The organism is Neorhizobium galegae (assembly GCF_021391675.1).
Classification (GTDB): domain Bacteria; phylum Pseudomonadota; class Alphaproteobacteria; order Rhizobiales; family Rhizobiaceae; genus Neorhizobium; species Neorhizobium galegae_B.
This window is the reverse complement of the sequence record NZ_CP090095.1, coordinates 2,351,392-2,363,917: the sequence shown is the minus strand read 5'-3', so window position 1 is coordinate 2,363,917 and position 12,526 is coordinate 2,351,392. Positions and strand designations below refer to the sequence as shown.

Below are 12,526 nucleotides of genomic sequence, written 5' to 3'. Positions count from 1 at the left end.
ACGTCTCTTGACACCGAATTCAGCTTCAAGACATAGCTTCAGCCCATTCAATTCAAAGGGTTTTCGATGGCATTGACCATACGGGAGGGCGTTCGTGAGGATGCCGCGGCGCTGCTCGGTTTCATCCGCGAACTGGCGATCTACGAAAGGGCCGAGCACGAGGTCGAGGCCACCGTGGAGACGATCGAAAGCTCCATTTTCGGCGAGACCTCGGTGACCCGGGCGCTGGTCTGCGAACAGGACGGCGTACCTGTCGGAATGGCGATCTGGTTCTTCAGCTATTCGACCTGGCAGGCGAGAAACGGGCTTTATCTCGAAGACCTGTATGTGACGCCGACGGCGCGCGGGCTCGGCGCCGGAAGAGCGCTGCTGAAGCGGCTGGCGCAGATCGCCGTCGAGAACGGTTGCGGCCGGTTCGAATGGAGCGTGCTCGACTGGAACGAACCGGCGATCCGGGTTTACCGGGCGATCGGCGCCGAACCGATGAGCGAGTGGATCCGTTACAGGCTTTCGGGCGAGACGCTGAAAAGCTTTGCCGAGGGCTGATGGGGCAGGTGAGGTTGACGCTGGACGCGTGACCGTTATAAAGCCAGCGCACTGGAAGAGTGTCCGAGTGGTTTAAGGAACCGGTCTTGAAAACCGGCGTGCGGGAAACCGTACCGTGGGTTCGAATCCCACCTCTTCCGCCAAACTGCTGACGGTCCGCGCCAAGCGCGATATTCTGCGCAGCAGCTACATCGCACTCCGATCACCGGCCGGCTATTACCGCGCGGCAGTCTGGGATAGGCAGTCCAGCATCCACTGGACACCGAACCGGTCGGTGAGTTTGCCGTAATAACTGCCCCACGGCTGCACCGCCAGATGTGTGGTAATCTTGCCGCCATCGGCAAGCGCCATGAATAATCGGTCTGTCGTGGCGCGATCGTCGATGATGAGCATGTGAGCGGAGCCTCGCATCGGCTCGGCATCGTGATTGTCCGAGGCGAAGAACAAAAGGCCAGGTCCCTCGAAGCGGGAGTGCATGACTTTGCCGCGCATACTTTCAGAGGCGAGCGGCACTCCGTGGTCGCCGTGACGCATGAGCGCAGTGACCCGACCAAGGCCACATTTGGTATAGAAGTCGAGCGCTGCTTCGCACTGGGTCGTAAAAAAGAGATAGTTGGCAAGCTGCATGGCATGGCCTCCAATGAGAGGTACCAGACCGCGAAATCTTGGCGTTTCGCAGTCCAGCTTTGAGGAATTTAGAGATGCGAACGCTACAGGGTGACACCGGTGCCCGCTATGGCCTCGATCAAGCTGGCATTGTCGTAGCTGCGGCCGGCGATGCCCCAGGCTCCTTCGGGAGCGTAGACTATGTTTGACCAGATATGTTCACGCTTCAGCCGTCCCCCAGCCGCCTTTTCGACGACATCCGTTGCCTTCTCGATAAAAGCGTTTTTAGCCTCAGGCGTCGCCAGGGCGATCTCGGGGAGCTTAAGTTCGATAAAAGCTGCTGCCACCACCTTGCCACCGGCAAGCATATTGTCCTTCGGCAACACGTTGATCGAACCCACGATGTTGGCTGTCATGAAGGCATTGCCGGTCAGACCCGAGACTTCGAGAATCGCGTCTGTTAATCCGGAAAAGGCCTCGGCCTGCGCTTGTGGCGATAGCAGGCCTTCGGGCACGGTGAGCGTAATGGGCATGGGGTCTCCTCATTTGAACAGGAAAGGCATTTGATATATACCGAATGCTCTCTATCTATAAACACCGATCGCTCTTTATTCAAGGGATAAAGAGCAGTCACTCTTAATGAGGATGGCATGCGCTACAGCCCGGAGCATAAGCAGGAGACCAAATCGAAGATCGTGGCGGCGGCGGGCCGGGTTTTCCGGAAGGAGGGCTATGGTGGCGGCGGCATCGAAGCATTGACCAAGGCCGCTGGCGTGACCAACGGCGCCTTCTATGGGCACTTTAAGTCCAAGAGCGAAGCCTTCCGTACCGCCGTGCTGTCAGGCTTGGAAGAGTTGCGGCAAGGGATTGCAGCGCTCAAAGGCAGCGAGCAGACGAACTGGCTGACGACCTTCGTGGGATTCTATCTTGGTTACAAACGGACCTGCGATCTTGGCGAAAGCTGTGCCTTGCCGAGCCTGTCCACCGACGTGATGCGCGCCGATGACGATACGCGCGCTGCTTATACGGCAGAGTTGAAGCGCCTCGTCGAAGAGGTCGCCGCAGGTTTGCCGGAGAATGATGCTCCAGGCACGCCCGCCGGTTCGCAAAAAGATCAGGCGATCGTGCTGCTCGCCATGCTCAGCGGAGGCGTTACGCTTGCCCGTGCCGTATCGGACCCGGAGTTGTCGGACCGCATCGCCCACCTCGTAGGGCAGGCAGCGTTACGCTTGGCCGGTCCGAAGGCGTTGGACGGCGCGCGTTCGAGTTCTGCCGACCATTGAAGTTGTCACGCCTCGTCACCGTGGCTCCACAGACAGGCTCAGATAGGTGGGATCGAATTCCGCCACTTCCTGCAACCGGTCCCAGTCGAGAATGGTGATCGTGTGGTTGGACCAGGAGATCAGGCGTTCTCGCCTGAGCGTCTGGATGACGCGGTTCATGTGGACGAGCGACAATCCCAGCACATCTGCCATCTCGCCCTGTGAGAGCGGAAGGTGAAAGCTCCAGCCGTTGGTGCGGCGGACCACTCCCAGCCGGACGTAGAGTTCGCAAAGAATATGGGCGAGATGGGAGGTCTTGGAGCGGCGCCCCATGGCGACGATCCAGGCCCGGTGGATCGAGCCGTGGACCAGCGTATCGAGCCACAACATCCGGGTCAGGTGCGGATGCTGTTCCGTCACCTGCTTCAGATCGGCATGGTCGCAAAGGCTGATATGGCATGGAGACAGCGCGACGACGCCGTGATCCATGGTTTTCAGCAGGAAGGCATGCAGGTCTACGAAATCGCCGGCGACGTGGATTGCCGTGATCTGCCGCGTGCCTTCCGCCGTCAGTTTGTATCGGGCCGCGAACCCGTCGACGAGGAGGCTGCTGTAGCCCGGCCTCGATCCCTCCGAGACGAAATCTTCTCCCGTCAGAAAGCGCCTTTCACGGCCGACGATTCGCCTGAGAATGTTGCGTTCTTCATCGGTAAGAACGTCATGCTGTTCGAGATTTAGAAGTAGAGAGTCGATCACGATTGTCCTCGGCGGGCATCAATATCCAGGGAAAGAACGGATGAGGAGGCCATATAGATCCCTCGGAAGAACTGACCACTGGGCGGGAACAAATGCGGTCGAAAGAAATTTGGTCGGTAATACTCAAGGCAGTGAGCATGGCATGGCGCGATACTTCTTCGATTTGATCAACGGCGACGGGCCTGTGCGCGACAATGAGGGCCAGGAAATATCGACCCGCGAGGAGATCAGCCGGGAGGTGAGCCGGATATTGGCGGACATCGCCCGCGAGGAATTTCCCGAGCGGGGGAAGGGCTCGATCTCCATCGAGGTGCGTAACGAGTCTGGGCAGTCGGTATTTACCGGCCACCTGTCGTTCCAGACACAATGGCATGACGATCCGGAACTTTGATTGTGCAATTCCTGGATTCCTGAGAAGTTAATCTTGGCTGCAAGTGCTCGTTGTTAGCGCATGATTAACCATATCAAATAGAATTTTATCTTTTCCCCCGTTTTCGTTCGCATTTTTGCCGCGATGCTAGCAAAGGTTCGCCTTCATTGTGTCCGTCGGCATAGGGGTATGTCCCGGACTGGTTCAATGGCTGTGAAAGGCGGTACGGTCGCGAGGATCGTTCGCAGCCTGGTGCAGTGAAGGCGGCATGGGACGGATGAGTTTGGGTGTGAGTGGCTGCAAGCTTTCGCTGGGTGCGAAATGGCTCGGGATAACGATGGTCTGCGCGGGTATGGCATCCTGCGCCACGACCGAGGCACCGAAGTCGAAACCCCGCAGCAAAGAGTATTTTTCCGAAAAGGAATATGGCGTCAAGGCGAGCCCGCGCGTGGTCGGCGACGACCGGCCGGTGCCGAAGGGTGGCGGCCGCTTCATGGTCGGCCAGCCCTATGAGGTGAAGGGCCAGACTTACGTTCCGAAGGAAGATCCGAATTACAACAGGAGCGGTCTTGCCTCCTGGTACGGGTCCGCCTTCCACGGCCGTCTGACCGCCAATGGCGAAGTTTATGATAGCGACCACCTGTCTGCCGCGCATCCGACCTTTCCGCTGCCGAGTTATGCCCGCGTGACCAATATCGACAACGGCACCTCGGTCATCGTCCGGGTCAATGACCGCGGCCCCTATCATCCGGGCCGTATCATCGACGTTTCCGACAAGACCGCCGAGATGCTGGATATGAAGCGGATCGGCACCGCCAAGGTCAACGTGCAATATGTCGGCCGCGCCCGCATGGACGGCAAGGACATGCCGTTCCTGATGGCCTCCTATGTCCGCAAGGGTGATCGCCTGCCGTCGATCCGGCCGGAAGGCCAGATCGCAACTGGCGTCATGGTCGCGTCGAACCAGACGCTGGGCGACCAGCTCCAGAATTACGGCTCGGCCATGCCGCGTCCGACCGCGCTGGCAGGCCGCACGCCGAGCGGCCCGGCGCCGGTAGCCTCTGCGCCCCCGGCCTTCAAGGCTCTCGAGAATTTCTCGACATCGCCGCAGGTCGGTCCGCACCCGATCGAGCGGCCGGTCGCCGGGGTTGCTCCCGCGCAGAACCGGCAGGTAGCCTCTTCCTACCCCGTCGAGGCTCAGACGCGGCCGTCGCAGGGCCGGAGCCTGGAAACCGCCTATTCATCCGCTCCGCAGGCAAAAACTCCGCGGGTCGTGTTCGGCAACATGGTGCTGGAAGGTCCCAAGGCCGCTCAAAAGCCCGTGCGATAGTTCTTGGGCGATTGCAGGTTGCAATCGCCACTGCTAGGCATAGGTAGGGACGGTTCGTGGGGTGATCATGCGGCGCCTGCTGATTCTGCTTTGCCTAGTATTGCTGCAAGTATTCCTGCAAGCGGGTGCGCCTTCGGGAGCCGTCAACGCACAGGAACCACCGCCCGCCTTCGTGACCAAGGCGAAGCAGATCTATATGGTCGAGGCGAAGACCGGCACGGTGCTGCTCGCCTCCAACGAAAATCAGGGATTCCCACCGGCCTCGCTCGCCAAGCTGATGACCATGGAAGTGGTCTTCAGCGCATTGAAGCGCGGCGAGATCAGCCGCGACACGACCTTCCCGGTCACCGAATTTGCCTGGCGCACCGGCGGGGCGCCCTCGGGCACCACCACCATGTTCGCGGCGCTGAAATCGCAGATACGCGTCGAAGATCTCGTCAAAGGCGTCGTCGTCCAGAACGGCAATGATGCCTGCATCGTGCTGGCGGAAGGCATTTCCCATTCGGAAGGCGAGTTTGCAGCGCGGATGACGGCGCGCGCCAAGGATCTCGGGCTCGGCCGTTCCGTCTTCGGTAATTCCACCGGCCTGCCGGACACGGAGAGCCGCACGACCGCCCGCGACCTTGTCGAACTCTCTCGTCATATCTTTCGCGAATATCCGGAATTCTATCCGATCTACGCGCAGCCGGATTTTACCTGGAACAAGATCTTCCAGCGTAACAAGAACCCGCTTTTTTCGCTCAATATCGGCGTCGACGGCCTTGGCGCCGGTTTTGCCGAGGGTTCGGGTTATGCGCTGGTGGCGTCGGTGGCACGCAATGGCACCCGGCTCTTCCTTGCCATGGGCGGGCTTGCGAGCGACAAGGAACGGCTGGAAGAGGCGAGAAGGGTGCTCGAATGGGGGCTGTCTTCGTTCGAGACCAAGGTCCTGTTCAAGCAAGGCGAGGTGATCGGCCAGGCGAGCGTCTATGGCGGCACGTCGAGCCATGTCGATCTCGTGGCCCGGGAACCGGTCGATATCTATCTGCCGGCCAACAATCCCGACCGCCTTTCCGGACGAATCGTCTATCGCTGGCCGCTCAGGGCTCCGGTGACCGAAGGTCAGGATGTCGGCGTGCTGAGGATTTCTTCGGGCGACCGGGTGGTGCGGGAAGTGCCGCTGGTGACGGCCAAGCCGATCGAAACCGGTAGCCTCGTCAGCCAGGCGACGGACGCGCTGCTCGAACTGATGTTCTTCTGGCTTTGACAACACGATGTTTCGCAGCGCACCCATATGCGTTATAAGCTGAAGCATAAAATGAGTGCGGAAAGACGCGTGGCAGAACATTCCGGATTGTTCGTAACTTTCGAAGGCGGCGAGGGGGCTGGCAAATCCACCCAGATTCGCCGGCTCGCAGATCAGCTGCGCCGCCGCGGCCATGATGTGCTGATGACCCGCGAGCCTGGCGGCTCGCCGGGGGCGGAAGCCGTGCGCCACGTTCTGCTCTCAGGGGCTGCGGAAGAGTTCGGCGTGCGGATGGAGGCGATCCTGTTTGCCGCCGCCCGCAACGACCATGTCGAGGAGGTGATCCGGCCGGCGCTCGAAAGTGGCGCAGTCGTGCTCTGCGACCGGTTCATCGATTCCTCACGCGTCTACCAGGGTGTCACCGGCAATCTGGAGCCCGATTACATCGAGGCGCTGCAGCGGGTGGCGATCAACGGGGTGGTGCCGGATTGCACGCTGATTCTCGACCTGCCGGCCGAAGTCGGGCTGAAACGTGCCCGCAAGCGCGGTGCCGACAGCGCGCCCGATCGTTTCGAGCGCGAAGAGATCGAAACCCACGAAAAACGCCGCGAGGCCTATCTCGAAATCGCCGAGGCGGAACCGGAACGCTGCCATGTGGTCGACGCCGAGCGCTCCGAAGACGAGATCGCCGACGAGATTTTCGCGATCGTCGAGCCGCTGGTGCGCGAACTGAGCTTTACTCAGAAGAGCAGCGCGGAATCGGTCGGATGAGCGAGGAAACCGCCGGCATTCTGGAAGGCGCCGTGCCGCCGGCGCGCAATCCGCATCTCTATGGGCATCAGGCCGCCGAGGATTTTCTGGCGCGCAGCTACCGCTCGGGGAAGGGGCACCACGCGATCCTGATCGAGGGGCCGGAGGGGATCGGCAAGGCGACGCTCGCTTTCCGCTTTGCCAACCACGTGCTTTCCCATCCCGATCCCGCGATCGCCCCCGATCATATCGCCGATCCCGATCTCAATTCGCCCATCAGCCGCCAGATCGCCACCGGCGCCTCGCATAACCTGTTGCATCTGGCGCGGCCGGTGGACGAGAAGACCGGCAAGACGAAAACCGCGATTACGGTCGACGAGGTGCGCCGGGCCGGGCATTTCTTCTCCCAGACTTCGGGCACTGGCAATTGGCGGATCGTCATCATCGATCCGGCCGATGATCTCAACCGCAACGCCGCGAACGCCATCCTGAAGATCCTCGAGGAACCGCCGCGCCGTGCGCTTTTCCTGGTCCTCTCGCATGCGCCCGGAAAACTGCTGCCGACGATCCGTTCGCGATGCCAGTCGCTGCGGTTGTCACCGCTCGGCGACCGGGATCTTGCGAAGGCGCTCGCGGGCCTGGGCATGCCGCTCGACGGCGGCAAGACGGAAGAGATGGTGCTCGGCATGTCCAAGGGCAGCGTTTCCCAGGCGCTGAAACTCCTGAACTATGGCGGCACAGAGATCATTTCCGCCTTCGATGAGGTAGTCGCGGCCGACGGTCCGACAGCCCGCAAGGCGATGCACCGGCTGGCGGATGTGCTGTCCGGCAAGGACAGCGAAGTGATCTTCGGCTTTTTCCTAGAGCACCTGAGCGACCACCTGATCGCCAAGGCGCGCAACGCGGCCCTTGCCGGCGATCTTCCGACGGCCGACAGGCAGGCGAAACTCGTCAGCGACATGACCGAGAAGATCACCATCGCGCAGGCCTATAATCTGGACCGCAAGCAGACGATCCTGTCGATCCTCGATGCCGCGCGGCGCTGATCGAAGGGCAGGGGCGGGAAGCTCACAAGGAACTTTGTGTTTCGCATCCGCGAAACATGCGCTAAGAGCGGCATGATCCAAATCCAAGTGCCCGAGTGCCCCTGATGTCCGACAAGACGCCCTATTACATCACCACTGCGATTTCCTACCCGAACGGCAAGCCGCATATCGGCCATGCCTATGAGTTGATCGCGACGGATGCCATGGCGCGCTTTCAGCGCCTGGACGGCAAGGATGTCTTCTTCCTGACCGGCACGGACGAACATGGCCAGAAGATGCAGCAGACGGCGCGCGCCGAAGGCATTACGCCGGAAGCGCTTGCCGAGCGCAATTCGGGTGAATTCCGGGCCATGGGCAAGCTACTCAACGCGTCCAACGACGATTTCATCCGCACCACCGAGCCGCGCCACCACGAGGCCTCCAGGAACATCTGGAACCGCATGGCCGACAATGGCGACATCTACAAGGACACCTATGCCGGCTGGTATTCGGTGCGCGACGAAGCGTTTTATGCCGAGGACGAAACGTCGGTCCGCGATGGCGTCCGCTACGGGCCGCAGGGAACGCCGGTGGAGTGGGTTGAGGAGTCCAGCTACTTCTTCAAGCTTTCCGAATACGGCGACAAGCTGCTGAAGCATTACGAGGAAAACCCGGATTTCATCGGCCCCAACGAGCGCCGCAACGAGGTGATCTCCTTCGTGAAATCCGGCCTGCGGGACCTGTCGGTATCGCGCACAACCTTCGATTGGGGTATCAAGGTACCCAACGATCCGGCGCATGTCATGTATGTCTGGGTCGACGCACTGACCAACTACCTCACCGCGACCGGCTACATGGAAGACCCGAACGGCCCGCGCGCCAAATACTGGCCGGCGGACGTGCATATCATCGGCAAGGACATCATCCGCTTCCATGCGATCTACTGGCCGGCCTTCCTGATGTCGGCCAGGCTGCCGTTGCCGAAGCGCGTCTTTGCCCACGGCTTCGTGCTGAATGCCGGCGAGAAAATGTCGAAGTCGGTCGGCAATGTCGTCGATCCGTTCGAGCTTCTGGAGAAGTTCGGGCTCGACTACGTGCGCTATTATCTCTGCCGCGAGATTTCCTTCGGCCAGGACGGCAATTGCAACGACCAACTGATCGCCACCCGCGTCAATGCGGATCTGGCCAACGGCATCGGCAACCTTGCAAGCCGTTCGCTGTCGATGATCGTCAAGAATTGCGACGGCCATGTTCCGGAACCGGGCGAGCTCACCGATGCCGACAGGCAACTGCTTGCGGCTGCCGACGGCCTGATCGCCATCTGCCGCGAGGAAATGGACAAGCAGCTCATCAACCGCGCTCTTGCGGCGATCATCGGTATCGTTTCCGACACCGACCGCTATTTTGCGGCGCAGGCGCCGTGGGTGCTGAAAAAGACCGATCCGGCCCGCATGGGCACGGTGCTTTACGTCACGGCGGAAGTCGTGCGCCAGATCGCCATCCTGTTGCAACCTTTCATGCCGGACTCGTCGGCCAAGCTGCTCGATCTCGTGGCTTCTCCGGCCGATAAGCGGGATTTTGCGGCGCTTGGCGAAGCCGGTCGCCTGAAGCCCGGCACGCCGCTCGAAGCCCCGACGCCGGTCTTCCCGCGTTATGTGGCGTCGGAAGCGAGCGCATAAGGCCTTATCCATGCTGATCGATACCCATTGCCACCTGGATTTTGCCGATTTCGCCGAGGAGCGCGACGCGATCGTGTCGCGTGCCCACGAGGCCGGCGTCGGCCAGATGGTGACGATCTCGACGCGGGTGCGAAAACTCGACGGCTTGCTGGCTCTCACCGAGCAATATCCGTCGGTGTTCTGCTCGGTCGGAACACATCCGAACAATGCCGGCGAAGAGCTGGACATCCAGACGGAAGACCTGGTGCGGCTCGCCAATGCGCATCAGAAGATCGTCGCGATCGGCGAGGCCGGGCTCGACTATTTCTACGACACGCAGACGCCGGCCGACCAGAAGACCGGGCTGACCCGCCATATCGCCGCCGCCCGGGAAACCGGTCTGCCGCTTGTCATTCACAGCCGCAGCGCCGACGATGACATGGGCGAGATCCTGACGAGCGAAAGCGGGAAGGGGGCCTTCCCTTTCATCCTGCATTGCTTCTCGTCCGGCGCAGAGCTTGCCCGCATCGGCATCGAGCTCGGCGGTTACGTCTCGTTCTCAGGCATCCTGACATTCCCGAAGTCGGAAGACCTGCGCGCGATCGCCAAAACCGTGCCGCTCGACCGGCTGCTGGTCGAGACCGACGCGCCTTATCTGGCGCCAGAAGCGCTGGCGCGGCAAACGCAACGAGCCTTCCTATGTGGTCAATACGGCCGAGGTGCTCGCCGAATGCATGGGCGTCAGCTACGAGGAAATAGCCAAGGTTACCACGGAGAACGCGTTCCGCATCTTCTCCAAGATGCCGAGGCTCTGACCTGTGGCGAGGTATCGGCGACGCTTCACCATTCTTGGCTGCTCGTCGTCGCCCGGCGTGCCAAGGCTGAATGGCGACTGGGGCGCCTGCGATCCGAATAACCCGAAGAACCGCCGCACGCGTGCCGCCTTCATGGTCGAGCAGATCGCGCCCGATGGCGGCAGCACCGTGGTGGTCATCGACACCGGTCCCGACTTTCGCGAACAGATGATCTCCGCCAATGTGCAGCGGGTCGATGCGGTTCTCTATACCCACGCCCATGCGGATCATCTGCACGGCATCGACGACCTGCGCGGTTATTTCATCCTGCAGCACCATCGCATCCCGATCTATGCCGATCCGGTCACCATGGACCGAATCCGCCAGGGGTTCGGTTATTGCCTGGAAACGCCGCCGGGCGGCAATTACCCGCCGATCGTCCGGCCGTTCCTGATCGAGACCATGGACGAGCCGATCGTCGTGGACGGGCCGGGCGGACCGATCCGTTTCCTGCCGCATCTGCAGGTGCATGGCGACATCCATTCGCTGGGTTTCAGGATCGGCGACGTGGCATATTGCAGCGACGTCAGCGACTTTCCGCCTGAGAGCGTCTCGAGGCTCGGCGGGCTCGACGTGCTGATCATCGACACGTTGCAGTACAGATATCACCCGAGCCATCTGTCGCTCGAACAGTCGCTCGAATGGATCGCCAAATTTGCGCCGAAACGCGCGATCCTGACGCATATGCATCTTCCGCTCGACTACGACACGGTGATGGCGCAGACGCCGCAGCATGTCGAACCGGCCTATGACGGTCTCGCGTTCGAGGTTGCTCTTGATCTCTGATCGCTGGCAGAACTAGTGGAGTGGCCGAAAACCCCGGTTTACCAGGCTTGCCGCGTATTGGTGTAGTTCCATAATTTACCTTATGCGATATTTGTATCGTATCGGGGTGGGTTCAAGGATGAAGTGCGACTTGCGAATGATGCCAATGGGTTATCACTCCGCAAGGAAGACGCAATGAGACGCACCTATTCCCAGATTGGATTGGACGAACGCCGTAAGATTGCTCGCTGGAGGACGGCTGGCCTCAGTGTCGCGGTCATCGCCGAGAAGCTCGGACGACATCGTTCGACGATCTTTCGTGAAGTCAGACGCAATATGTTCGTCGACAAGCAGATACCCGATCTCAGCGGCTATTATTGCGTGACGGCGCATGAGATGGCTTGCGAACGTCGTGCGAAGCTGCGGAAGCTTGCGCGCTTCTCACACGTTCGACAATCGGTGATCGAGCGCATCGTGCACGGCTGGTCACCGCAGCAGATCGCCGGTCGAATGCGGCTGGAACGTCATCCGATCTCGGTGAGCCATGAGACGATCTACAAGTTCGCCTATTCGGCCGACGGCCATGCCATCAAGCTGTGGCGGCATTTGCCGGAGCATCGTGCCAGGCGCAGACCACGACACGCCAGACGCAAGCACGGCCAACGGTTTAGCCCGGACTTGAACATCCTGCGCCGCCCAGACGTCGTTGCCGATCGCAAGCAGTTCGGCCATTGGGAATGCGATCTGATCCAGTTCCGCAAGAAGTTCGGAAAGGCCAATGTGACGTCGCTTGTCGAGCGGGTCAGCCGCTTTGCGATCTTTCTGCGCAACAATGATCGGCAGTCCCGGCCTGTTATGGACGGCCTCATACAAGCCCTGCAGTCCCTGCCCCATCTTGCCCGCCGTTCGATCACCTTCGACCGCGGGACGGAGTTCACCGACTGGCCGTATCTCCAGGCCAGCATCGGCACCCAAACGTGGTTCTGCGATCCACAATCACCCTGGCAGAAGGGCACGGTCGAGAACACCAACGGCAGGGTAAGGAAATGGCTTTCGAGAGAGGTCGATCCACTGTCGGTCACAGACGCCGATCTGATCGAGATCTGCAATCGGCTCAATGCGACACCGCGCAAATGTCTTGGCTATCGAACGCCAGCCGAAGTCTTTCGCAAAAAACTGCTCGCTCAGATGAGACACGCCGGTTAGCTTGGGCAGCCCCGCAAGTCGCGGTTCAGCATGAACTCACACGGGAACGTTACCGACGAACGCCCGTTCCCTCTCTCGCTGAGGCTTTCCAGACCGCTGGCCTCTTCGTCAAGCTCGGCGCAAGCAAGCGTCCCTAACGTCGGCCTCACCCGGAATGACTCCGGCTCAGATTG

Annotated in this window: 13 protein-coding genes, 1 tRNA gene and 1 pseudogene; 12 read left to right on the top strand and 3 right to left on the bottom strand. The window is 60.8% G+C overall.

Annotated elements, in window-relative coordinates; translation table 11 throughout:
* Positions 1-66: 66 nt before the first annotated feature.
* Both LZK81_RS11855 and LZK81_RS11850 read left to right on the top strand, forming a co-directional pair.
* Positions 67-546 (top strand): GNAT family N-acetyltransferase, encoded by a 480-nt coding sequence (locus LZK81_RS11855; RefSeq protein WP_233953415.1) that lies wholly within the window; start codon positions 67-69, stop codon positions 544-546.
* 53 nt (positions 547-599) lie between these two features.
* Positions 600-689: transfer RNA gene (locus LZK81_RS11850), tRNA-Ser, on the top strand.
* Positions 690-762: 73 nt separating this feature from the next.
* Here the strand turns inward: LZK81_RS11850 and LZK81_RS11845 are convergent.
* Positions 763-1,173 (bottom strand): VOC family protein, encoded by a 411-nt coding sequence (locus LZK81_RS11845; protein ID WP_046606996.1) that lies wholly within the window; start codon positions 1,171-1,173, stop codon positions 763-765.
* A gap of 83 nt (positions 1,174-1,256) precedes the next feature.
* The gene (locus LZK81_RS11840) at positions 1,257-1,685 is read right to left on the bottom strand and encodes a tautomerase family protein (RefSeq protein ID WP_233953414.1); all 429 of its coding nucleotides are present in this window, start codon (positions 1,683-1,685) and stop codon (positions 1,257-1,259) included.
* Positions 1,686-1,802: 117 nt separating this feature from the next.
* On the opposite strand from LZK81_RS11840, the gene LZK81_RS11835 reads away from it, so the two are divergent.
* On the top strand, positions 1,803-2,435 hold the full coding sequence (locus tag LZK81_RS11835) for a TetR/AcrR family transcriptional regulator (RefSeq protein ID WP_046606998.1): 633 nt from the start codon (positions 1,803-1,805) through the stop codon (positions 2,433-2,435).
* A gap of 15 nt (positions 2,436-2,450) precedes the next feature.
* Here the strand turns inward: LZK81_RS11835 and LZK81_RS11830 are convergent, their stop codons facing one another.
* A complete protein-coding gene (locus LZK81_RS11830) occupies positions 2,451-3,170 on the bottom strand; it encodes a Crp/Fnr family transcriptional regulator (RefSeq protein ID WP_233953413.1) in 720 nt (239 codons plus the stop codon).
* A gap of 142 nt (positions 3,171-3,312) precedes the next feature.
* Between LZK81_RS11830 and LZK81_RS11825 the strand changes: the two genes are divergently transcribed.
* From LZK81_RS11825 to LZK81_RS11785, 9 genes and pseudogenes are all read left to right on the top strand, one after another.
* On the top strand, positions 3,313-3,561 hold the full coding sequence (locus tag LZK81_RS11825) for a DUF6894 family protein (RefSeq protein WP_105430413.1): 249 nt from the start codon (positions 3,313-3,315) through the stop codon (positions 3,559-3,561).
* Positions 3,562-3,817: 256 nt separating this feature from the next.
* Positions 3,818-4,870: a septal ring lytic transglycosylase RlpA family protein gene (locus tag LZK81_RS11820; RefSeq protein WP_233953412.1), complete on the top strand. Its 1,053-nt coding sequence runs from the start codon at positions 3,818-3,820 to the stop codon at positions 4,868-4,870.
* 67 nt (positions 4,871-4,937) lie between these two features.
* Positions 4,938-6,116, top strand: coding sequence for a D-alanyl-D-alanine carboxypeptidase family protein (locus LZK81_RS11815; protein ID WP_233953411.1), 1,179 nt, complete (start codon positions 4,938-4,940; stop codon positions 6,114-6,116).
* Between the two features lie 51 nt (positions 6,117-6,167).
* Positions 6,168-6,866 (top strand): dTMP kinase, encoded by a 699-nt coding sequence (tmk, locus tag LZK81_RS11810; RefSeq protein ID WP_304655747.1) that lies wholly within the window; start codon positions 6,168-6,170, stop codon positions 6,864-6,866.
* On the top strand, positions 6,863-7,891 hold the full coding sequence (locus LZK81_RS11805) for a DNA polymerase III subunit delta' (RefSeq protein WP_233953410.1): 1,029 nt from the start codon (positions 6,863-6,865) through the stop codon (positions 7,889-7,891). The genes tmk and LZK81_RS11805 overlap by 4 nt, the downstream gene beginning before the upstream one ends.
* Before the next feature lie 104 nt (positions 7,892-7,995).
* Positions 7,996-9,549, top strand: a complete 1,554-nt coding sequence (gene metG / locus LZK81_RS11800) for a methionine--tRNA ligase (RefSeq protein WP_233953409.1) — start codon at positions 7,996-7,998, stop codon at positions 9,547-9,549.
* Positions 9,550-9,559: 10 nt separating this feature from the next.
* Positions 9,560-10,343, top strand: a pseudogene (locus LZK81_RS11795) (TatD family hydrolase).
* Positions 10,344-10,346: 3 nt separating this feature from the next.
* A complete protein-coding gene (locus LZK81_RS11790; protein WP_233953408.1) occupies positions 10,347-11,168 on the top strand; it encodes an MBL fold metallo-hydrolase in 822 nt (273 codons plus the stop codon).
* A 174-nt stretch (positions 11,169-11,342) separates the two neighbouring features.
* Positions 11,343-12,353 (top strand): IS30 family transposase, encoded by a 1,011-nt coding sequence (locus tag LZK81_RS11785; protein WP_233953407.1) that lies wholly within the window; start codon positions 11,343-11,345, stop codon positions 12,351-12,353.
* The last annotated feature ends 173 nt before the right edge of the window (positions 12,354-12,526 follow it).